This window comes from uncultured Halovibrio sp. (genome assembly GCF_913056445.1).
In the GTDB taxonomy this organism is placed as follows: domain Bacteria; phylum Pseudomonadota; class Gammaproteobacteria; order Pseudomonadales; family Oleiphilaceae; genus Halospina; species Halospina utahensis_B.
In genome coordinates this window covers 32167-54482 of the sequence record NZ_CAJXMA010000006.1, presented here as the reverse complement: position 1 = coordinate 54482, position 22316 = coordinate 32167, and the positions used below count along the sequence as shown (strand labels likewise).

The following is a 22316-nucleotide window of genomic DNA, read 5'->3' as shown; positions in this document are numbered from 1 at the left end:
GTACCGGGGCAGCGAAGGACGATTAACAGATATGCAAATCATTCTCGTTCGGGTATGCTAGCCATCACATCAACCCTGAACCAACCAGAGAAAGAGGGCACCGGCAATGACATCATGGCGAAAGAGCCTTGTTCTGGCTCCGTTTCTAACCGTACTTTCCCTGCCCAGTGTTGGACTCGCGGAAGAGCTCAACATCTACACCGCGCGCCATTATGACTCGGATGAGGCGCTCTACAGCGCGTTCACCGAAGAGACGGGCATTGAGGTGAACACCCTGGAGGGTGATTCGGACCAGTTGATCCAGCGGATCAAGCGCGAGGGCGCGGCCAGCCCGGCCGACATCCTGATGACCGTGGATGCGGGGCGGCTGTGGCGTGCCGAGGAGGAGGGTGTCTTCCAGCCCGTGGAGTCATCGGTCCTGCAGCAGCGCCTGCCCGACCAACTCCGCCATCCCGAGGGCCTGTGGTTTGGTTTCAGCCAGCGCATTCGGGCGATCTTCTACAACCGGGAGAACATCGATCCCGAGCTGGTCCAGCGCTACGAGGACCTGACCCGCGCCGAGCTTGAGGGCGAGGTGTGCATCCGGTCTTCCTCCAACATCTACAACCAGTCCCTGTTGGCCAGTCTTATCCACCATCACGGTGAGGAAAAGGCGAAGGAATGGGCCCAGGGCGTCGTTGACAACATGGCACGGTCCCCCGCTGGTGGCGATACGGACCAGATCCGCGCTGTCGCTGCGGGCGAGTGCAGTGTTGGCGTGGCGAACCACTATTACTACGTGCGCCTTCTGAAATCCGACAAGATCGCTGACCGCAAGGCGGCCCGGCGGGTCGGCATCATCTTCCCCAACCAGGAAGGTCGCGGTGCCCACGCCAATATTGGTGGCGCGGGTGTGGTAGCCGGTGCCCCCAATGCGGACGAGGCCCGGAAATTCCTGGAGTTCCTGGCGTCCGACAAGGCCCAGAATATCTTTGCTTCCGGCAACAATGAGTTCCCGGTGGTGGACAGCGCCTTCGCGGATCCGGTTCTCGAATCCTGGGGCAACTTCAAGACGGACGACGTTAATGTCAGCGTGCTTGGCCGCAATAATCCCCGGGCTGTCCGGCTGTTTGATGAGGTGGGCTGGCGCTGAGCGCGCTTTCGAGCCAGGAGTGTCGCGATCTCAGTCGACGGCGACCCGGTCGCGGCCCTCCTTCTTCGCGCGGTAGAGGTTTCCATCCGCACGGCTGATGAACGTGGCCGGGGAGTCCTGTGGTTGGAGTTCCGTGACGCCGAAACTGGCGGTAACGTTGCCAACGGGCACAATGGATTGGCTGCGTATGAGCTGATTCAGCTTGTTGGCGAGTTGCTGCGTTTCGTTGATCCCGGATTCCGGTGCCAGAACGGCAAATTCCTCGCCACCCCAGCGGCAGACCACATCGCCGGCTCGGATGTGGTCGCGCAACCACTGGCCGACGTTCTTGAGCACGGCGTCCCCCGCGGGGTGCCCGTATTGGTCGTTCAGAGCCTTGAAGTGGTCCAGGTCCAGTAACACCAGCCCCAACTGGCGCCCGTGCCGCTGGGCCGTACTCATCAGGGCATCCATACGTTCATCGAACGCGCGCCGGTTGTAGGCGCCGGTCAGGTAATCATGTTCGGCGTCCCGGCGTTCGGTGATATCCCGCACGATGACGAAAATGCCTTCGGTGGCGCCCCTTGGCCCCCGGTGAGGGATCAGGTCGGTCTCCGTTGGCCTGAGGTCCGCGTTCTCATTGAAGCGGATTCTGAGCTCGAAAGACACGTGCTCGCCGTTCAGTGCGGCTTCAATGTGCGGGCGGGCGCGACTGAAAACAGGTTCGCTCAGCACATCCGCTACATGGTGGCCGATGATATCGGCTCGTGCGCAGCCCACGGCGGCGAGATAGGAGGCGTTGGCGTCCTGATAATGCATGTTCCGGTCGATGTAAGCAGCGAGGACCGGCAGGTTGTCGGCGAAGGAGCGGTGGCGCTGCTGCGTGCTTTCGTAGAGATGGGCGTCGTGCAACTCGGCGGCCAGGGCGCTGCTTGCAAGTGACAGCAGCTCCGTGTGACTGCTGTCGAAGGCTGAGGGTCGGGCGGCGTACACCTTGAGGACGCCGAAGCAGCGGTCGCTGTGGATCAGGGGAACCAGCACTCCGGACCGAAAGCCCACACGCTCCGCGGCATCCTGAGCGACACGGTCATCCTCCCGGACATCGGCGCATTCGATCGGCTCCCTCATCCGGTAGCAGGTGCCGGTGAGGCTGCTCGCAACCGGCAGTCTCATCCCCAGCATACCCTGGGCTGTGCCGCTGACCGCGGTGTATACCATTTCCTCGCCATCTACTTCCTCAACCGCGGCGCCATCGGCCTCCGTGGCGCTGAGGGTGATCTCAGCCACTTTATTGCGCAATGCTTCGAGGTTCAGCCCTGTGGTAACAACCGTGCGCTGAATGTTGACCAGCGTTGTCAGCTGGGCGCGGCGGTGTTCGAGCTGACGCATTTCGGTGACATCGCGAAGCACCGCGATATAGTGCGTCGTGGGTTCGTCGCCGCCGGGATAGGGGGTTACGGACCAATTCAGGTGAAAAGTGGCGCCGTCTTTACGGTAGTTGATGGTTTCGCCCTCGAAGGTGCTACCGGCTTCCAGTTCGGAACGCAGGCGCACCAGTTCATCGGGCTCGGTGGCAGGCCCCTGGAGGAGTCGTGGTGTCTGGCCAATGACCTCATCCGGGGCATAGCCGGTGAGCGTCTGGAACGCCGCATTGGCGTAGGTGATGGTGGGTCCTGGCTGTTGCAGGTCGGGTTCGGTAACAAGGACTGCTTCCCCGATGTTTTCCAGGCAGGCCTTCCAGAGGGCTTTATCGTGTCCGTCCGAGCTCATTCGAGTACACCAGCAAAATATTCTGACCCATAAAAAACCAGATTAGACATGGCACTAAATGTTGTAAAACAAGTAAGTGTTTAGGCTATCGTCTTGCGCGACAACGCCATGCGCCTGATCGGATTCGCCATTCCACCATCGTCCAGTGCGGATGCATTCGTTCATTTGGCATTACAGGCCCGCGTTTCAGCCATTGTCCTTGCCCTTGCCCTGGATCGGTGCAGGCATCTGGCGGGTTTCAGGTGAGTAGGAAGGGCTGATCCCGCTGCATACGGTTGTCGTAATCAGAACATCAATCGGCGGAAAAGCGAGCTGCGATGCGTTTTGTCACCGTCCTACTGGCGCCTCTGCTGTTGGCGGCCTGTGCCAGTACCCCGGGTAACCCTGATGAACCCCCTTACTCGGTCGGCGTTGCCCGGGCCATCCCTTTCACGCCGGATGACTGGCCTGAAACCCTGAGGGCGGACATCCATTACCCCGAAACCAAGGCGGAAAAACAGCATGCCGGCGTTCTGATGGTACATGGCGGCGGCTGGGAGTACCGCTCCCGCGCGGACATGAGTGATACGGCGAATGCGCTGGCGCGGCAGGGCTTTGTGGTGATGAACATCGATCACCGCTTCGCGCCGGAATACCAATTCCCTGCCCAACTCCATGATCTCCAGGTGGCGATGCGATGGTTCCGGGAAAATGGCGGTGATTACGACCTGGACCCGGAGCGCGTCGGGGCCTGGGGCTTTTCCTCAGGGGCGCACCTGGTGAGCATGTTGGGCCTGGTCTCCGGGAAGGAGTCGCCGCTGAACGAGCCCTGGGGTGGCGCCGAGCTGGAACCCGGTGCGGTTGTGGCGGGAGGCCTGCCGGCGGACTTCGATAAGTTCGAGGGCGGGCGGCGGCTGGAGCAGCTTCTGGGGGTGACCTACGAGGCCAATCCGGAGGCGCATCGCGAAGCCTCGCCCATCCATCATGCCCACGAAGGCGCCCCGCCGTTCTTCCTGTTCCACGGCACCTGGGATGCGCTGGTGCCCATTGATCACGCTGAAGACTTCGCGCAGGCACTGAGGGCGAAGGATGTGGACGTGCGGCTCTACCGGCTCTGGCTGCGCGGGCACGTGCTGAGTTTCCTGTTCAATGACGGGGCAACCGCCGAAGCAGTGGACTTTCTGGATGCGTCCCTCAACGGTGATTCAGGGGGCTGATCCTGCTGGTCAAAACGGACCGGGAATGGTCATGATGTGACAGATTCGTTCATGATCCGTTGCCGGTGCATTGCGAGCAGCCGGTGACGCGCATGCGGTTCTCGGCGGCGAAGCTGGAGGAACCGATCCGGCAGTGGACGGGGGTGACGCCATACAGGTACCGCAAGCAGGGGTGACAGGAACCAATCAGGATCCCCGATTCCGTATTAGACTGCTACATTAGAGCGTTTAACGGGGCAGCGGCCCTGTCCAGAGGGAATGCTTCGTCGTACTTTGGAGTGAGATATGTCCATGGAGTTGCCACCCGGACTTTTCAGAGAGGCTCTGGAAAAGAGCAATGACGCGATCATGATAACGGACCCTCAACTGGATACCCCTGGGCCCCGGATCCTCTATGTTAACCGCGCTTTTGAAACCATGACGGGCTACGCCCGTGAGGATATTCTGGGAGCTACGCCGCGGGTTCTGCAGGGGGAGAAAACGGAAAAAGCTGTACTGAAGCGTCTCAAGGGGGCGCTGAAGCGCGGAGAAACGTTTACGGGAGAGACTTACAACTATTGCAGGGATGGAACGCCCTTTCTGATGGAATGGTCCGTTTACCCCATCAAGGATGATAGCGGTGCGGTCACTCATTATCTGGCGACACTGCGTGATGTTACCGACAGACGCGCGCGATTGCGTCGCAGAGAGCAGCTGGAAGCGGTGAACCGGATACAGCGGGAGGTTGCTCAGGGTGGCCTGGATCTGCAGCGGGTTCGCGAGAAGATTGTCGAAACAGCCCTGGAAATAACCAACGCCGATGCCGCCGCGGTGGAAGAGGCGGAAGGCGATGAACTGGTTTACCGCGCAGTAGCGGGGCGCGCTGGTGAATTACTGCATTGGCGTCTGCCGATCGATGAAAGCCTTTCCGGCCTGAGCTACCGCCGTCAGGAAGTGCTGCTCTGTGAAGACTCGCGGTCTGATGATCGGGTCCGGTTGAAGGAGGGGGCCCAGCGGATCGGGTTTATTTCGGGGGTTATGGTGCCGCTGGTTCATGAACACCGTTGTTATGGTGTTTTCAAGGTCTTTTCGGCGACACCGCACGCGTTTGGCGAGGAAGACTGCCAGTTGCTTGAGCTGGCATCGGGCGTTCTGGCATCAGCGTTGTTCAACGCAGCAGCCTTTGACGATGAAGTCAGCCGGCGGAACCTGCTGGTGGACGCGATACCGATCCTCGTCTCCTATATCGATCGTGACCGCCGTTACCAGGAAGTGAATGCCGCTTACGAAAAATGGTTCGGCATTTCTGCCGCCGACATCCGGGGTAAGCACTTATGGGAAGTCCTGGGTAATGAGGCTTATGAAACCATCCGCCCCCATCTTGATGCTGCGCTGTCCGGCAACTCTGTCAGCTATGAATCTCGAATCCCCTATGCCAGTGGTGATCAGACCGTTCATGCCCAGTATGAGCCCCATATTCTGCGTAATGGTGAAGTAGCCGGCGCCTATGCGGTGGTGAGGGATATAACAACGCTGAAGCAGGCGGAAACCGATTTCCTCACTGGCCTGTTCAATCGCAGGAAGTTTGAGGCGCTGGCGCAGAACATCCTGAAAAGCGCAGCGCGCTATGACCAGGACGTGACCCTGGTGCTGATGGATGTGGATGCTTTCAAGTCGCTGAACGACCGCTTTGGGCATCTCGAGGGAGATGCGGTTCTCAGGAGCATCGCCCAGCGGGTAGCAGGCACTTTACGTGATGCTGATACGCTGGCCCGTTGGGGTGGTGAGGAGTTTGTGATTCTGGCGCCCGAAACCGATGCTGAGCAGGGTGTCCAATTGGCGGAGCGTGTCCGGGCGGCTGTCTGTGATGAACCTTTCGGTGACGCGGGCATGGTCACGATGAGCCTTGGCGTAGCCCAGTGGCGCCAGGGGGAAGATCTCTTCTCCCTGCAGGACCGGGCTGACAGGGCACTGTACGCGGCCAAGCATCAGGGGCGTAACAGGGTCGTGGCCGGATAGGTTGGCCAGAAGCCCTATCCAGTGGATGGGGTTCAGGTGGGGCATACCGGGGCGTTGATGAACATGGCATGGGTAATGGATTATAATTCGATGTAAATACGTTGTGCCGGGAGATGGTTATGGAAACGAAGACTGCACGCCTGACGGTTCTGGTGGATCCGGAAAAGAAGAAGGCCTTTGAAAACCTGTGCGCCTCCCAGGATCTGACCACCTCCCAGGTGGTGCGCCAGCTCATCCGGGACTATCTCGCCCGCCATGGTGTGGATTACCCCACACGTACTCCTGTCTCCGGCGAGGAGAAGTAGCTCAGAAGCGGACCACCGCCCACTTGAAACCGAGCGCCTGCAGTTCCCCAATGGCCTCGTCGACGGTCTGGAACTGGCAGATGTCGTCGTTCTCGTTCAGCAGGAAATAACTGCGCCCCTCTGTTTCCAGAAAGAAAAGAATCCACTTTCGACTTTGCGACGGTGCGGGAATGACCCGTGCCGCATCAATCCTGTGATGACTGTGCAGGTCGATGATGTCCTCGCGCTTCATCTGGTTCCCCCGTTGTATTCGTTGCTTGTCTCGGTGCCTGTGGCCGCTGTGGCGAGGTGAATTTCCGGCTCTCCAGTGATAGTATGCGTATTATATGTTAATGCCATTAACATTGAATGAAATCCCTAAAGGCGAGTCTGTTTTCCCATGACTGATCGATCCTTCCTGAGGAATGTTCCCGGCATTGCCACTGGCCTGCGTGCCGCCTGGGCACAGGGTTATGGCCTTTCCGATCTGCGCCACGACGTGATGGCTGGAATCACCATTGGGACCGTGGCCGTGCCTCTGTCCATGGCTTTGGCGATTGCTACGGGCGTGGCGCCCCAGCACGGTCTCTATACAGCGATTGTTGCCGGCGTTCTGATTGCTCTGACCGGAGGTTCACGCTTCAACGTGTCCGGCCCTACCGCGGCTTTCGTGGTGATTCTTTTCCCGATCGTTCAGGAATACGGGCTGGGTGGGCTGCTCATCGCGACCATGATGGCCGGCGTCATGCTTGTGGCACTGGGCATGGCCCGGTTGGGGCGGCTGATCGAGTTTGTTCCCTATCCGGTGATCCTCGGGTTTACCGCTGGTATCGCGGTGGTGATCGCGGTACTGCAGGTGCCGGACTTTCTGGGGCTCAGCGTGAGTATGGGAGAGCATTTTCTCGCCAACCTGGGGCGCATACTGGGGGCCCTGCCGCGTTTTGACCCGGTCGAGCTGGGGATTGGTGTGCTGACGCTCTCGGTACTGCTGATGTGGCCACGCCTGAAGCTGCCGGTGCCTGCGCCCCTGATGGGGCTGGTTGCCGGGGCGACTGCGGCCTATGCCATCAATCACTGGTTCGCCGGTGGTGCGGGAGTGGAAACCATTGCCTCGCGCTTCACCTGGGAGGCGGGAGGCGAAAGCGGCACCGGGATCCCGCCCATTGCGCCCACGCTGGCGGCGCCGTGGTCCCTGCCGGGCCCTGATGGCCAGCCGCTGACGGTGGATTTCCAGCTGATCCAGGCGCTGATCGGACCAGCTCTGGCCATTGCCATGCTGGGCGCTATCGAGTCCCTGCTGTGTTCGGTGGTGGCGGATGGTATGACCCGGACCCGGCATGATCCGAATGCGGAGCTGATTGGCCAGGGGCTGGGGAATATTGCCGCGCCACTTTTCGGTGGTATTACCGCCACGGCGGCCATTGCCCGCACGGCGACCAACATCCGCAGCGGTGCCCGCTCGCCGATCGCGGCGGTAGTGCACGCGTTGGTGGTGCTGCTTGCGGTGGTGGCATTGGCCGGCGTTCTGGGAATGGTGCCCATGGCGGCCCTGGCGGCACTTCTGTTCGTGGTTGCCTGGAACATGAGCGAGGCACGGCTTTTCGTGCGCACACTGCGCTCCGCGCCGGCGGGGGATGTGACCATTCTGCTGGTCTGCTTCACCCTGACCGTGGTGTTCGACATGGTGCTGGCGGTGGCCGTGGGAGTGGGTCTGGCCGCCGCTCTGTTCATCCGCCGCATGGCACTGCTCACGGAAGTAGAGCAGGTCAGTGCTGAGGACCATGCCCTGGTGGAGGGGCTGCCTGCGGAGGTGGCCGTCTATGATGTGGATGGGCCGATGTTCTTCGGTGCGGCCGAGAAGGCCGTGACCTCCCTGCGTCTGGTGGACCCGAGAATCCGTATCGTGATCCTGGACATGCACGATGTGCCCAGCATGGACGGCACGGCCATTGTGGCGCTGGAAACCCTGATCCGGGAAATGCACCACGATGGCGTCTCCCTGATCCTGGCCGGGCTGCCCGCACGCATCATCCTGAAGCTCCGCCGTGCAGGGTTGCACAGCGTGCAGGGGCGGCTCGGTTACTGTTCCGGCCTTCCGGCCGCGCGCTCACTGGCGCTGCGGTGGTGTTACTCGCACAGGTAATCCCACAACCGGCGATCAAGCCTTTATACTGTTTTCAAATTCTGAAAGGCGGTTGCCGGAGTCCGTGCATGCGAATACCCGTGGCTGTTCCTGCTCTTCTGGTTCTGACGCTGGCGTTGCCGGCCTGTCAGTTGATGCCGGACGGGGCTGAGGCGGCGGATCACCAGCTGAGCTGTGGTGACCGCACTCTGGGGTACAGTGTTGCCGGAGACCGGCTGCAGCTGCACATGGAGGACGGCAGGCGGGAACTCAGGCGCGAGGAAAGTGCCACTGGAGCCCTGTATCGCAGCCGTTCCGGCGACACCGAGTTCTGGAGCAAGGGCGAGCGGGTTACCGTAACCCTGGCCGGGGAGCGTCTTCCCGAGTGCAGGCATACGGACCGTGCGAGCCTGGAGTCCCCCGAATGGCGTGTGTTCGCGGTGGAGGACGCGTCGGTACCGGAACAGGCACGGCCGGTCACCCTGAACTTCATGCCGGAGGGCCGTCTTGCGGGGCGGTCCGGCTGCAACCACTTCATGGCGGCCTGGGAACGTGTCGGGGATCGCTTGATCATTGAGCGGGCAGCCACCACCCGGATGGCCTGTCCGCCTTCTGTCATGGGCTTCGAGCAACGGTTTATCGGGGCTTTGAGCCGGGTTGAAAACGCTCGCATGGAAGCGGATGGAACCCTGGTGCTCGTTGGTCGTGAGGACAACGGGTTGATCAGGGCCTCGGCATCCGCGGAAGGAGGCCCGGAATGACAGACCGGATCAGGACCCGGCGGATCCATGATTCCGTCTCCGACGACGATGGTTACCGCGTGCTGGTGGACCGGGTCTGGCCCCGGGGCATCAGCAAGCAGGCAGCGGCACTGGATGAATGGTGCCGTGAGCTGGCACCTTCCACGGAACTGCGCAAATGGTTTGGGCATGACCCGGAACGCTGGCAGGGGTTCCGGGAGGCCTACCGGGATGAGCTGGCCCAGTGCCCTGAAGCGCTCTCCCAGCTTATGGAACAGATGGAAAAGGGCTGCGTGACCCTCCTGTATGCCGCCCGCGACCGCGAGCACAACCAGGCGGTGGTATTGGCGGAGGTTCTGGCACAGGAGTGGGCTGAGACCATGGGCCCCAACGAATCCAGTTCACCGGTGTGTTACGCGGACCAGGTCCCCGACACCGGTGCCGACCGAGGTTGAATCTTTGTTGAAAGCAGATGGAAGTCGGGCACTGGCGCTGGCAGCGCTGGTGCTGGTGGGCCTGACAGGCTGCAGCCTTCGCCCGCCGGATGTTGACCCCAAGGTTGTGCGGGTGGGCGAGGTGGCCCAACAGAGCCAACAATCCCACCAATCCGCGGATGAGGCCGCCAGTGAACCGGCCTCCGCGGAAAACAGCGATGGCGCGGACGATAGCAGCAGGGAGACAAAACCTTCCTTCGCTGAACAACGCGAGCAGGTCTCCCGGCCCGCGCAGCTGGATGAGCCGGAGGCGCTGGGCCGCGCACTGGCGGCGTTCTACCGTATGCGCTCGCGGGCCTTCATGGCGCCCGTGGCCAGCCATGTTCAGGGTACCGTGAATCTGGGTGGTTCAGGCGGTGACCGTGAAACCCGGCGTTGCCCGGACGGCGGTGTTTTCCACCTGGAATGGCAGGGGCCGGACGGCGAGCGCTCGGGCTCCAGGGAGCTGCTCTACCAGTTTGATCAGTGCCGTGGTCACTTTGGGGATGGCCCCATGCTATCGCTCAACGGTTATTACCGGCGAGACTTCCGCCCCCTGGTAGGGCGTGAGCAGGTGATTGAGTCCTTCGATGTCCATGGCTACCAGGGAGAAGGCAGCCAGCGTCAGCCGATCGCTCTGCGTGGTGAGCAGCGGGTCCTGCGCCCGGCTGAGGGCGGTGTGGTGCGCAGTACCGAGCGTATGGAGATGGTGCTGGGCGAAACCTATACCGCTCTCAGGGGGGTGCGTGATGAGATCACCCCGGAGGAAGGGGAGGGCGACAGTGACTTCGCCTCCTTCAACACGCGTTTCGTGACCACGATTGAGGGGCGCCTGTTCAGTTCCGAGCTCGGGGGCTGGGTGGATATCGCCACCGGCACGGGGCTGGTGGAGCAACAGGCCCCCTGCTCTGCCAGTGGCGTTGTGGCCATCAGTGCCGAGCGTAATGGCGAGGTGCGCTTCGGGCCCCACACCGGAACCCATCACCGGGTGGCGCTGGAACTGGAAAGCGGTGAGGTGGTCCGGTATGAACGCTGCTCCAGCTTCGGGGAGGCGTTCGGCTTCGGGCGCTAGCGTTCGGACGCCATCCAGTCCAGTAGCTGTTCGGCCATGCGGTCGGTAGCCGTGCCCATGGCGCGGGCTGCGGCCGTGGGCGTGTTTTTCGCCAGCGGTTCGGAGACATTGAACCGGCGGGTGGCTCTGGTGCCGTCTTCCCGTCTGTCGACCAGCTGCGCATCGAACCGGATCACGGCTCGTGGCGTTGCCCCGGTCTGGTCCACCAGGAAGGCGCGTAGATGGCCGCTCAGGCCCAGGTCCGCGTTCAGGTTGTCATCACGGATGCCCAGTGTGCGGAAGGCGCCGGTGTTGTGGAAGGCGTCCAGAACCTGATCCCGCCAGAGTTCCGGAGCCGGCGCGCTCCAGCGGATGCCTGACCAGGCGCTCAGGCGCTGCCCCTCGCGGAGTACGACCACCCGGTTGCTGCTGGTGAGGTCGTCTGCCCTGGGGGCCCGGATCTCCAGTGACGTGGCGCTGGGCTCCACGGGCTGTTCGTTCAGGCTGGAGGGCGGCAGCCGGTAGAGCTCATAGCGGTTGGGTTCCGGCAGCACGCTGCAGGCCCCCACAAGGGTGACGGCAAGCAGTATCACAAGCCGTGCCGGCAGATGGGCCGTGTGCTTCATGGCTGGTATTCCTCGAGTTTGTCCCGATTGAAGAGGGTGCCGGCCGCATCGGATTCCAGCCGCTGGCTGAGATCACGCAGTGCGCCCAGGGTCCGGCGCATTTCCTCCAGGGTCGGGCCCAGGCTGGCGGACCCCTGCATGGCCTTTTCCAGGGCTTCCCTGTTGCCGCTGACCAGTGCCTCGACCTCCGTAACCGCCCGGCGTGTGGCTCGTGCGGCTTCCGCGGTATCCGCCAGGGCCTGCGACGCGTCTTTCTTCAGCATCTGCCGGGTATCCGTGATCAGAGCCCGTGCTTCGCTCAGGGTTGTCTGCGCTTGCTGGCCGGTCCGGTTCCAGGTCTCCAGGGTCCTGCTGATCCGTTCCTGCTGGTTGTTCAGGTTGCGGGTCAGTTCCGCCATGCCGTCCAGGGTCCGGTCGATGTGCTCCAGGTTGCGTCTGGAGAGCAGGGATTCCATGCGCTGCACCAGCTGGTTGATGTTGGCGAGGATGTCGCCGCTCTGTTCGCGCAGCTGTGAGAACGGCGACGGACGGGCCGGGATCTCCGGCGTGGTGCCGGGTTCCGACACCAGGGCCAGGCTGTTCGGTGTGCCACCACTGAGCCGGATATGGGCGGTTCCGGAGAGCAGGCCCGTGGGCTGGATCTGGGCATGGGTGTTCTGTTTGACGGGCGTGCTTGGATCCACCTCGATGCGGGAAAGCACCCGGCGTGGGTCGCGCGGATCGAGTTCAAGCGAGGTGACCTGACCAACCGTAATGCCGTTGTATTTGACGTTACTGCCAACGGTGAGCCCTGAGACGGCCTCATTGAAGATGATGCGGTATTCCGCCTGCTTCTGATGGAGACCGCCTTCCGACAACCACCAGCCGAACAGCAGCAGACCGGCCACCATCAGGATGGCAAAGAGCCCGATCAGGATGTGATGGGCACGGGTCTCCATTCAGGCACTCTCCCGGTTGGTGGATGATTGGCGCATGGCCGCCCGGCCACGTGCCCCGTGGAAGTAGGCCCGGATCCACTCATCGTCCATGTTGGCAACCTCGTCAAGGGTACCTATGGTCATTACGTGCCCCTGGCCGAGCACGGCTACCCGATCACATACGCGGTGGAGTGTGTCCAGATCATGGGTCACCAGGAACACGGTCAGGCCCAGGGCGTCGCGCAGGGTCAGGATCAGTTCGTCGAAAGCGGCGGCGCTGATGGGATCAAGGCCAGCCGTGGGCTCATCGAGAAAGAGCAGATCCGGATCCAGCGCCAGCGCCCGGGCCAGGGCGGCGCGCTTGACCATGCCGCCGGAGAGGGCTTCCGGGTAGAGCCTTGCGGTCTTGGCCTCCAGGCCGGTGAGCCGGATCCGGGTAAGCGCCAGTGCTTCGGCATCGGCCTTTCCGAGGCCCGCCTTCTCCCGCAGGGGCAACGAGATGTTCTCGCACAGGGTCAGAGAGGAATAGAGAGCCCCACGCTGGAACAGCACCCCCGTACGACGGGTCAGGCGTGGATCCGGCGCGCCCCGGTGGTCCAGGGGGGCGCCCTCGAGGTTGATGCGGCCGTTATTGGGTTCATGCAGGCCGATGATGCTGCGCAGCAGTACCGACTTGCCGGAGCCGGAGCCGCCGACCACGCCCAGGATCTCCCCCTTGTTCAGGCTCAGATCCAGATTCTCATGGACCCTGTGATCCCCGAAACGGTTACTCAGTCCGCTGACCTCGATAAGGGCGCCGCGCGCGGTATCCATCACCATCCGATCTCCATGAAATACATGGCCGCCAGGGCATCCAGAAGGATCACCACAAAAATCGACTGTACCACGCTGGAAGTGGTGTGTACCCCGACGGAGCGGGCGCTGCCCCCGGCTTTGAAGCCTTCCAGGCAACCGATGACGGCGATCAGGAAAGCGAAGAAGGGGGCTTTGACCAGGCCCGCAAGGAAATGGTTGAGCGGGACTTCACTGATGGCCGTTATGAAGCGCGAAACCGGAATATCCACCACGGTCAGGGCAATGAGACCACCGCCGCCAAGACCGGCGAGTACGGCGATGAAGCTGAGCATGGGCAGTACCAGCACCACGGCCAGTACCCGTGGCAGAACCTCCAGCTCCACTGGGTCCAGGCCCTGGGCGCGCAGGGCGTCCAGTTCCTCGTTGGCGTTCATGGCCCCGATATGGGCGGTGAAGGCGCTGGCGGTGCGCCCGGCCATGACAATGGCGGTGATCAGAACACCGAATTCCCGCAGGAAGGAGTAGGCGACCAGGTCGATGGTGTAGACGCTGGCGCCGAACTGGCCCAGAACCGTGGCACCCAGGTAGGCGATGACCGCGCCCACGGCGAAGGTGAGCAGGGCAACAATCGGCACGGCGTTGAGGCCGGTGGTCTCCATGTGGTGCAGCAGCGCGGTGAACCGCCAGCGCCGGGGCGAGATCAGGCAGCGCCCGGCACAGGCGATAACGGCCCCGATGAACCCGATCAGCAGCCGCGCCTTGGCGGTGGCATCGGTCAGTGCCTTGCCCATGCGTGCCAGCAGCTCCAGGGGGCCCCAACGGGTCTCCGGTGGCAGGGTGCCACAGTCGGCCATGGCATTCGCCACGGTGATCAGCAGGGCCCGGCGGGCTTCCGGGAGTTCCGGGCTGTTCCCGGCGATCTGGCGCAGGCGCTCGCCGCCCACCAGTTCCGCCAGCAGGGTGGCCCCCGCTGTATCCAGATGCTGGATGCCGTCGAGCACCACCTGGGTGGGGGCGCTGCTGATGGCCCTTGTGCTTCGGCGCAGGGCGCTGTAATGGGTCAGGGTCCAGTCACCCGTGGCCCGGAGCGTCTGCCCGTCGTCGGCGCGCTGGAGCTGCCCCGGTTCAGTCCCCGCCATGGGGGCTCCGGGGCCATGGCTGGTCAGTCGAAGATCCCGTCATAGAAACGCAGGGTCCCTTCCCAGGCTGTTTCCGCCGCGTGTTCGTCATAGCCCACTGGCATGTCGAACTCCCTGGCGTACTGATCCGCCTTCGGGTTCATGAACGAGTGCTGGACGCCCGGGAAGCTGCGCAGCGCGTAGTCCACGTCAGCGCTGTGCATTTCCTGAACGAAGCCGGAAACCTGTTCAGAGGGGACGAACTGGTCGGCGCCGCCGGTATAGGCCCGCACGGCTGCTTCCACCTCACCGGATTCCGCCTCGATGGGGCTGCCCAGGCTGCCGTGGAAACTCACCACGCCCTCCAGGTCCATGCCCAGGCGGGCCATGTTCAGGACCACGGCGCCCCCGAAGCAGTAACCCTGGGCGGCGATCTGGTCAGGATCGACAGTGTCGTGTTCCTGCAGCTGCTGCATGGCGGTTCGGAAGCGGGCCTGCATCAGGTCCATGTTGCTGCTGGCCTGCTCCATGAACTCCTTGGCCTTCTCGGGATGCTCGGCGTGTTTGCCTTCGCCGTACATATCCAGCGCCAGAGCGGTATAGCCTTCTTCCGCCAGCTTCTCCGCCTGGTTGCGGCTGAACTCACCGTGGCCCCACCACTCATGAACCACCAGAACACCGGGGCGTTCCCCGCTGACGCTGTCATCCCAGGCCATGTAGCCTGTGTGGGTCTGACCCTGGACGCTGTACTCAATCTCCTGGGTCTGGACGGCCGCTGTTGCCGGCACGGCGATTAATGCGGTTAGAGCAAGCGGAATACCCACACGGGTCAATGTGCCTGTCATGTTCAACTCCCTTGGTTTGGGCTTGTGTTCGAAACCATACGCCAGGTCGGGGGTTGCCGACCAGTCCTGTCTCAGCCGTTGCTGAGCTGGTCCCGGATCAGTTTCTTGTTCACCTTGCCGACGCTGGTCTTGGGGATGTCCTCAACGAAGTCAATCCCCTGCGGGATGGCCCACTTGTTGATGGTGCCGTTGTCCACGAAGCCCTGGAGATGGCTCTTGATGGTCTCGGCGTCGGCATCCTGGCCGGGATTCAGGACCACCAGGGCGTGCGGGCGTTCACCCCATTTCTCGTCCGGCAGGCCCACAACCGCGGCGGCGGCCACGGCCGGATGCTGGCTGATCAGATTCTCCAGGTCCAGCGAGGAGATCCATTCACCGCCGGTCTTGATCACGTCCTTGATGCGGTCCTTGATCACCAGGGTGTTGTCCGGCTCGATGCTGGCAACGTCGCCGGTGTGCAGCCAGCCCCCGGCCCACAGTTCCTCGCCCTTTTCGGGATTCTTGAGGTAGCTGGCGGTCAGCCAGGGTGACCTGGCCACGACTTCGCCCTGGGCCACGCCGTCTTTCGGCAGTGGGTTGCCGTCTTCGTCGTGGATTTCGATCTCGGCCATGGGCACCGGTACACCGGTCTTGATGCGCTTCTCCGTCTGCTGTTCCGGCGGCAGGTCCAGGTCCTCGGGTTTGAGGTGGGTGGCGGTCAGCAGTGGGCCGGTCTCGGACATGCCGTAGCCGGTGTACATGCTGATGCCCATCCTGGCCGCTGCATCACACAGCCCCTTGGGCAGGGCGCTGCCGCCGATCAGAACATGCCAGTTGCTCAGGTCCGCGGTCTTGATGCCGTCAGTGGCCATGAGCATCTGCATGATGGTGGGCACGCAGTGGGAGAAGGTGACGTTGTGGGTCTTCAGAAGCTCCACCAGAAGCTCTGGCTCATAACGGCCGGGGTAGACCTGCTTTACACCCATCATGGTGGCGGCGTAGGGCACCCCCCAGGCATGCACATGGAACATGGGTGTGATCGGCATGTAGACGTCGCTGGAGCGCAGCAGGGGCTGTTCATCAAAATGTGACAGGGTGCCGGTGGCCACCAGCGTGTGCAGTACCAGCTGGCGGTGGGTGAAGAACACGCCCTTGGGGTTGCCGGTGGTGCCGGTGGTGTAGAAGGTGGTGGCGATGGCGTTTTCGTCGAAATCCGGGAATTCGAAGCAGGGCTTGGCCTTGCCCAGCAGGGCTTCGTATTCGCCGTGGGTTTCCAGCTGGGTTTTCTTCGCGGCGTTGTTGTCCGTGAGCTGGATGGTGCCCTTGACGGTTTCCAGCTGGTCGCTGACTTCCTCCACCAGGGGCAGGAAATCATCGTGGATCAGAACCAGGTCATCCTCGGCGTGGTTCATGGTGTAGAGGATCTGTTCCGGTGAAAGGCGTACGTTCACGGTGTGCAGCACAGCGCCGATCATGGGAATGGCGAAGAAGCATTCCAGGTAGCGCGGGGTGTCCCAGTCCAGTACTGCCACTGTGTCGCCTGGCTTAACTCCTGCATCCGTGAGCACATGGGCGAGGCGGTGGATGCGCTCGACCAGGTCGGTGTAGGTGTAGCGGCTGCGGTTGGCGTAGATGATCTCCTGGTCCGGGTTGTAGCGCGGGCCGGAAAGCAGCAGCTGTTTGATGAGCAGGGGGTAGCTGTGCGCGTTCTCGGCGGCGGGCAGGGTCTTGGGCTGTGCCATTGGGCACCTCTCTTGCTTGTTGTTGGATGTGCACCCGACAAGCCTAATACAAAACGCCGCGTATTCACCCCCATTTAGGGATCTTAATCGGAATCCATCACCAGAGAACCAGGATCAGCAGCGCTCCCAGGGCCAGCCGGTAGATGACGTAGGGCATGAGCCCGATCCGCTCCAGGAAGCGCAGGAACAGGTGAATGCACAGCAGGGCACTGATGAACGAGAGCAGCGTGCCCGAGGCGATGGCGTGCCAGTCCGTGGCGCCGCCCTGTTCGATGAGCTCCAGGGTCTTGAGGGCACCGGCGGCCGTGATCAGCGGGATGGAGAGCCAGAAGGAGAAGCGCGCCGCATCTTCCCGCCGCAGGCCCAGGAAGAGGGCGGCGGTGATGGTGATGCCGGAGCGCGAGGTCCCCGGGATCAGTGCCAGGGCCTGGGCGAGACCAATGAGCAGGGCATCCCTGAGCGTAACGCTGCTCAGTTGGCGCCGGCGCGAACCGGCGGCATCCGACCACCAGAGCAGCAGGCCGAAGCCGATGGTGGTGGCGGCGATGACCCAGCCTGAGCGGAGTTCGTCCTCAACAAAATCGTTGAGCAGCAGACCGGCCAGGCCCGCGGGAATGGTGCCCAGGATGACCGCCCAGGCCAGCCGGCTGTCTTCGGTGACGGTCCGCTGGGCGGTATCCCGTACCCAGGCGTTACCCATGCGGAACACATCCCGGCGGAAATAGCTGAGCACGGCACAGAGTGAGCCCACGTGCACGGCCACGTCGAAGGCCAGGCCCTGATCCTGCCAGTTGAGCACCGCTGAGGGGAGAATGAGATGGGCCGAGCTGCTGATCGGAAGGAATTCCGTCAGGCCCTGGATAATGGCCAGTACGATGATCTGCCAGAGGTCCATGGCGTGATGACCCATAAAAAAAGCCGCAGCGTTCACTGCGGCTTTCTGAATACTGGTAGCAAGGGGCGGATTCGAACCGCCGACCCCGGCATTATGAGTGCCGTGCTCTAACCAACTGAGCTACCTTGCCGCAAACCCGTCCAACGCCTGACCTTCGGCGTTGAGGCGCGTATTCTCTGGATTTTTCCCCGGGGTGTCAAGGCACCCCGGGAATTGTGGCCAGAACGGCCGATCAGCCTGAATGACCTTCAGCACCCTCTTTGGCGAAGTACTCCCGGGTAACAGCGAATACCGTGCCGGAGAGGGCGAGCAGTGCGATCAGGTTGGGGATGGCCATCAGGGCGTTGAGCACATCAGCGATCAGCCAGATCAGCTCCAGGTTGGCCACGGCGCCCAGCACCAGCAGGACAACCCACAGGTAACGGTAAGGCATGATCACCTTGACGCCGAACAGGAACTCGGCACTGCGCTCGCCGTAATAGCTCCAGGCCACGATGGTGGTAAAGGCGAAGAAGATCATGCCGAAGGTGACCACCCAGTTACCGCCAGGGATGCCCTGGTTGAAGGCCATGGAGGTCAGGGCCGCGCCTGACTCGCCGGTTTCCCATGCCCCGGTAAGCACAATCACGAGGGCCGTCATGGTGCACACCACAATGGTGTCGATGAAGGTCCCCATCATGCCCACGGTGCCCTGGCGTACCGGGCTGTTGGTCTGTGCCGCCGCATGCGCGATGGGGGCGGAGCCAAGGCCGGCCTCATTGGAGAACACGCCACGTGCCACACCGAAGCGCAGCGCTGCCCATACAGCAGCACCTGCGAACCCGCCAGTGGCCGCCGTTCCAGTGAACGCGCCGGTGACGATGTTTGCCAGTGCGCCGGGAACCTCGGGCAGGTTCCAGAGGATGACGGCAAGCGCGCCCAGGATGTAGATCACGGCCATCAGCGGAACCACCTTTTCGGTGAGGTGGGCGATGCGGCGTATACCACCGATGATCACGAGGAACACCAACACGGCCAGTACCACTCCGGTCACCCATGGGGGTACCGACAGGTTGGCTTCGACCACATCCGCCACGGCGTTGGCCTGCACAGTGTTACCGATCCCGAAAGCCGCCACCATGGCAAAGAAGGCGAACAGGACACCCAGCCAGTGCCAGCGCGCCCCCAGGCCGTTCTTGATGTAGTACATGGGCCCGCCGACGTAGCGCCCGTCTTCATCAACCTCGCGGTACTTAACGGCGAGGAGGGCCTCCGCGTACTTCGTGGCCATGCCCACCAGCGCCGTCATCCACATCCAGAACACGGCGCCCGGTCCGCCCAGTGCAATGGCTGTGGCCACACCGCCGATGTTACCGGTACCAATGGTTGCGGACAGGCTGGTGGAAAGGGCCTGGAAAGGGGTGATCTCGCCTTCTTCCTGGGAGCTCCGGCCCAGGAACATTTGCTTGAAGCCGTAACCGATGCGGCGTATGGGCATGCCGCGCAGCCCCAGCGTCAGAAAGAGGCCGGTGCCGAGCAGCAGAACCAGCATCGCGGGTCCCCACACGACGCTGCTTATGCTCTCCAGTGCGCTCATTAGTGTTTCCATGCAGTCCTCCAGTTCTGGTTTTTCTATGGGAATGACGGCTTCAGCCGAGTATGTCTTCAGGGGAGGTGGCGCTCCGCCCCTGACTTTGTGCCACCGGAACGCAGGTCAGTACGCCATCCGCTACGTTCAGGCCATTGCGCAGGTTGGAGTCCGCCCGCAATGCCTCGCGCCAGCCCTGGTCAGCGAGGCTGAGGACATGTGGCAATGTGGCATTGGTGAGAGCCAGTGTGGACGTTCTGGGAACGGCGCCTGGCATATTGGCCACACAGTAATGGACGACACCATCCACCACGTAGGTGGGGTCGGCATGGGTCGTGGGCTGACTGGTCTCGAAGCAGCCGCCCTGATCGATGGCGACGTCCACCAACACCGCACCGCTGTTCATCCGCTTGACCATATCACGCGTAACAAGCTTGGGAGCGCCGGCGCCACTGACAAGGACAGCGCCGATTACCAGGTCACTGTCCACAACAGCCCCTTCCAGGCTGGTTCCTGTGGCATAGAGCGTTTTCAGGGCTGGCCCGAATTGATGGGACAGGCGCTCGAGGACGTCCGGACTGCGATCCAGAACCGTGACGTCCGCGCCCATGCCCAGCGCGATCTGGATGGCGTTCTGCCCAACCACGCCCCCGCCAATGACGGTTACCCGGGCTGGCATCACCCCGGGAACACCTCCCATAAGCAGGCCACGGCCCCCGAAGATGCTCTCCAGAGCCTGTGCTCCCGCCTGGGCGGACAGCCGACCGGCTACCTGTGACATTGGGCGCAGGAGTGGTAAGCGGCCCTGGTCATCCGTAACGGTTTCATAGGCGATACAGGTGGCACCAGAGTTCATGAGGGCGTCGGTCAACGCCTTATCCGGTGCCAGGTGGAGATAGGTGAACAGTATGTGCTGTGGTCCCAGCAGCTCACATTCGCTGGGTTGGGGCTCTTTGACCTTAACGATGAGTTCCGCCTTGCTGAATACTGCCTCAGCATGGGGCAGTATATGGGCGCCTGCCTGCTGGTAGTGCTCGTCGCTGGCGTCAATACCCTGGCCGGCGCCGGTCTCCACGTACACGGAATGCCCGTTTGCTGCCAGTTCCCCGACCGCCTCCGGTGTCAGCCCAACCCGAAACTCCTGGCTCTTGATCTCCTTCGGGACCCCAATCTGCATGTCGTCGTCCTCGGATGGCTTGTGTGCGAGCGTTCATGCTAGTGCATCTGCATAAGCAATGTCTCTGCCAAATCAAGCTTATAGCGATGGGGAATGCAAGGAATGGCGGAAAAGAAAAGGCTGACTGGCAGGGGGGCGTTTACCGGGTCTGACAGCGAGTATGCTGTCAGACCCGGTGGACGGGGCTAGACGTTAAAGCGGAAGTGGATGACATCACCATCCTGGACGATGTACTCCTTGCCCTCCAGCCGCCATTTGCCGGCTTCCTTGGCACCGTGCTCGCCGTTGTAGGCGATGAAGTCGTCGTAGCTGACAACCTCGGCCCGGATGAAGCCACGCTCGAAGTCGGTGTGGATCACGCCGGCGGCCTGGGGCGCCGTGGAGCCGGTGGGGAAGGTCCAGGCGCGGACTTCCTTGGGACCGGCGGTGAAGTAGGTCTCCAGGCCGAGCAGGTTGTATCCGGCGCGGATCACGCGGTCCAGGCCCGGTTCCTCCATGCCCATCTCCGAGAGGAATTCGGTCTTTTCCTCATCCTCAAGCTCGGCAATCTCGGACTCGATCTTGTTGCAGATGGCGACCACCCCGGCGCCTTCGCGTTCAGCAATGGCGTTCACCGCATCAAGGTGCGGGTTGTCCTGGAAGCCGTCCTCGTTGACGTTGGCGATGTAGACGGTGGGTTTGGCCGTGAGCAGGTGCAGTTCGCGGATCAGCGCCTGGTCGTCCTCGGACAGATCCATGGAGCGTACCGGATCGCCCTCGTTGAGTACCGGCTTGATGCGCTCGAAGAGTTCCAGCTGGGCCTTGGCGGTCTTGTCGCCACCCTTGGCGGCGCGCTCTGTCTTCTTGGTGGTGTTCTCGATGGTCGCCAGATCCGCCAGTGCCAGCTCGGTGTTGATCACTTCGATGTCCGATGCCGGGTCGATGCTGTTGGAGACGTGCATGATGTCTTCGTCCTCAAAGCACCGCACCACGTGGGCAATGGCTTCGGTCTCGCGGATGTTGGCCAGGAACTGGTTGCCCAGTCCTTCACCCTTGGAAGCGCCGGAGACCAGACCCGCGATGTCGACGAATTCCATGGTCGTGGGAATCGTCTTCTCCGGCTTGACGATCTCCGCGATGCGGTAGAGACGCGGGTCGGGGACGGAGACCACACCGGCGTTGGGCTCAATGGTGCAGAAGGGGAAGTTTTCGGCGTCGATGCCGGCGCTGGTCAGCGCGTTGAAAAGCGTGGACTTGCCCACGTTGGGCAGCCCAACGATGCCGCATTTGAATCCCATAGCCTGTGATCCTTAACGGAGTTCGTGATGAATGATGGTTACTCGTGACGGAACGCGTGCAGGCGGTTCATGGCCGTGCTCCAGTCTCCCCGGAGGGCGTCCGGCAGGGCGCGCACGGTTTCGTCCAGTGCCGCCTCGATCGCGTTCATTTCCCGCTTGCCGGCGTTACTGAGCACGTAGTTGATGACCTGCTTGCTGTCGCCGGGATGACCCACGCCCACGCGCAGCCTGTGGAAGTCCGAGCTGCCCAGATGGCTGATGATGTCCCGCAGCCCGTTATGGCCACCATGGCCACCGCCTTTCTTGAACCGTGCCGTGCCGGGGGGCAGGTCGAGCTCGTCATGGGCAACCAGTATGGATTCGGGTGGGATACGGAAGAAGTCACTCAGCGCCTTCAGGGAACGGCCGCTGTGGTTCATGTAGGTCGTGGGGAAAAGCAGGTGGAGATCCTGCCCCTGCCAGATCACCTTGCTGTGGTAACCCAGGAACTTACGCTCTTCACGCAGGGGCTGCCCGGCTTCCCGGGCGAGCATCTCCACAAGCCAGGCCCCGGCGTTGTGGCGGGTTCCGGCGTATTTGGGCCCGGGGTTGCCGAGCCCGGCAATGAGCCTGACCACGTCGGATGCCATAGCG

21 protein-coding genes and 1 tRNA gene are annotated in these 22316 nt (G+C 62.5%); 8 read left to right on the top strand and 14 right to left on the bottom strand.

The annotated features are described in order from the left end of the window. Positions 1-106 precede the first annotated feature (106 nt). Positions 107-1132: a Fe(3+) ABC transporter substrate-binding protein gene (locus QZ501_RS02980; protein ID WP_160898583.1), complete on the top strand. Its 1026-nt coding sequence runs from the start codon at positions 107-109 to the stop codon at positions 1130-1132. A 30-nt stretch (positions 1133-1162) separates the two neighbouring features. Here QZ501_RS02980 and QZ501_RS02975 read toward each other — a convergent pair whose 3' ends face one another. Beyond that, positions 1163-2881: a diguanylate cyclase gene (locus QZ501_RS02975; RefSeq protein WP_295717019.1), complete on the bottom strand. Its 1719-nt coding sequence runs from the start codon at positions 2879-2881 to the stop codon at positions 1163-1165. A 317-nt stretch (positions 2882-3198) separates the two neighbouring features. On the opposite strand from QZ501_RS02975, the gene QZ501_RS02970 reads away from it, so the two are divergent. The 3 genes from QZ501_RS02970 (at position 3199) to QZ501_RS02960 (ending at position 6380) form a co-directional block, all read left to right on the top strand. Next, the gene (locus tag QZ501_RS02970) at positions 3199-4077 is read left to right on the top strand and encodes an alpha/beta hydrolase (RefSeq protein WP_295717016.1); all 879 of its coding nucleotides are present in this window, start codon (positions 3199-3201) and stop codon (positions 4075-4077) included. A gap of 291 nt (positions 4078-4368) precedes the next feature. Beyond that, on the top strand, positions 4369-6075 hold the full coding sequence (locus QZ501_RS02965) for a diguanylate cyclase (protein WP_295717014.1): 1707 nt from the start codon (positions 4369-4371) through the stop codon (positions 6073-6075). Positions 6076-6194: 119 nt separating this feature from the next. Next, positions 6195-6380 (top strand): ribbon-helix-helix protein, CopG family, encoded by a 186-nt coding sequence (locus QZ501_RS02960; RefSeq protein ID WP_095617633.1) that lies wholly within the window; start codon positions 6195-6197, stop codon positions 6378-6380. Position 6381: 1 nt separating this feature from the next. On the opposite strand, the gene QZ501_RS02955 is transcribed toward QZ501_RS02960, so the two are convergent. Then, complete coding sequence (locus QZ501_RS02955) at positions 6382-6612, bottom strand: hypothetical protein (RefSeq protein WP_151441684.1); 231 nt, start codon at positions 6610-6612, stop codon at positions 6382-6384. A 147-nt stretch (positions 6613-6759) separates the two neighbouring features. Here QZ501_RS02955 and dauA point away from each other — a divergent pair, with 147 nt between their 5' ends. The 4 genes from dauA (at position 6760) to QZ501_RS02935 (ending at position 10766) form a co-directional block, all read left to right on the top strand. After that, a complete protein-coding gene (gene dauA / locus QZ501_RS02950; RefSeq protein WP_151441683.1) occupies positions 6760-8502 on the top strand; it encodes a C4-dicarboxylic acid transporter DauA in 1743 nt (580 codons plus the stop codon). Positions 8503-8570: 68 nt separating this feature from the next. Then, positions 8571-9242, top strand: a complete 672-nt coding sequence (locus tag QZ501_RS02945; RefSeq protein ID WP_295717011.1) for an META domain-containing protein — start codon at positions 8571-8573, stop codon at positions 9240-9242. Further along, a complete protein-coding gene (locus tag QZ501_RS02940) occupies positions 9239-9676 on the top strand; it encodes a DUF488 domain-containing protein (RefSeq protein ID WP_295717009.1) in 438 nt (145 codons plus the stop codon). The genes QZ501_RS02945 and QZ501_RS02940 overlap by 4 nt, the downstream gene beginning before the upstream one ends. 7 nt (positions 9677-9683) lie before the next feature. Then, entirely contained in the window at positions 9684-10766 is a 1083-nt protein-coding gene (locus QZ501_RS02935) for a hypothetical protein (RefSeq protein ID WP_151441680.1), read from the top strand. On the opposite strand, the gene QZ501_RS02930 is transcribed toward QZ501_RS02935, so the two are convergent. The 12 genes from QZ501_RS02930 to pth all read right to left on the bottom strand — a co-directional run bounded on the left by QZ501_RS02930 (position 10763) and on the right by pth (position 22312). Continuing rightward, complete coding sequence (locus QZ501_RS02930; RefSeq protein ID WP_295717006.1) at positions 10763-11371, bottom strand: ABC-type transport auxiliary lipoprotein family protein; 609 nt, start codon at positions 11369-11371, stop codon at positions 10763-10765. The genes QZ501_RS02935 and QZ501_RS02930 overlap by 4 nt on opposite strands. Then, positions 11368-12309, bottom strand: coding sequence for an MlaD family protein (locus QZ501_RS02925; protein WP_295717003.1), 942 nt, complete (start codon positions 12307-12309; stop codon positions 11368-11370). The genes QZ501_RS02930 and QZ501_RS02925 overlap by 4 nt, the downstream gene beginning before the upstream one ends. Continuing rightward, positions 12310-13107, bottom strand: coding sequence for an ATP-binding cassette domain-containing protein (locus QZ501_RS02920; protein ID WP_192497413.1), 798 nt, complete (start codon positions 13105-13107; stop codon positions 12310-12312). Further along, positions 13101-14222 carry an MlaE family lipid ABC transporter permease subunit gene (locus QZ501_RS02915; RefSeq protein ID WP_160898575.1) on the bottom strand — a complete coding sequence of 374 codons (1122 nt, stop codon included), beginning with the start codon at positions 14220-14222 and terminating at the stop codon, positions 13101-13103. The genes QZ501_RS02920 and QZ501_RS02915 overlap by 7 nt, the downstream gene beginning before the upstream one ends. A gap of 23 nt (positions 14223-14245) precedes the next feature. Then, a complete protein-coding gene (locus QZ501_RS02910) occupies positions 14246-15046 on the bottom strand; it encodes a dienelactone hydrolase family protein (RefSeq protein ID WP_151441676.1) in 801 nt (266 codons plus the stop codon). 71 nt (positions 15047-15117) lie between these two features. Continuing rightward, entirely contained in the window at positions 15118-16767 is a 1650-nt protein-coding gene (locus QZ501_RS02905) for a fatty acid--CoA ligase (RefSeq protein WP_160898574.1), read from the bottom strand. A 97-nt stretch (positions 16768-16864) separates the two neighbouring features. Next, positions 16865-17662, bottom strand: a complete 798-nt coding sequence (locus tag QZ501_RS02900; protein ID WP_160898692.1) for an undecaprenyl-diphosphate phosphatase — start codon at positions 17660-17662, stop codon at positions 16865-16867. 53 nt (positions 17663-17715) lie between these two features. Continuing rightward, positions 17716-17792: transfer RNA gene (locus QZ501_RS02895), tRNA-Met, on the bottom strand. Positions 17793-17894: 102 nt separating this feature from the next. Beyond that, positions 17895-19250, bottom strand: coding sequence for a sodium:alanine symporter family protein (locus QZ501_RS02890; RefSeq protein ID WP_151441349.1), 1356 nt, complete (start codon positions 19248-19250; stop codon positions 17895-17897). Between the two features lie 40 nt (positions 19251-19290). After that, positions 19291-20406, bottom strand: coding sequence for an alanine dehydrogenase (ald, locus tag QZ501_RS02885; RefSeq protein ID WP_295716995.1), 1116 nt, complete (start codon positions 20404-20406; stop codon positions 19291-19293). A 185-nt stretch (positions 20407-20591) separates the two neighbouring features. Next, positions 20592-21683 (bottom strand): redox-regulated ATPase YchF, encoded by a 1092-nt coding sequence (gene ychF, locus QZ501_RS02880; RefSeq protein WP_295716993.1) that lies wholly within the window; start codon positions 21681-21683, stop codon positions 20592-20594. 38 nt (positions 21684-21721) lie between these two features. Beyond that, positions 21722-22312, bottom strand: coding sequence for an aminoacyl-tRNA hydrolase (pth, locus tag QZ501_RS02875; protein WP_151441346.1), 591 nt, complete (start codon positions 22310-22312; stop codon positions 21722-21724). Positions 22313-22316: the final 4 nt, after the last annotated feature.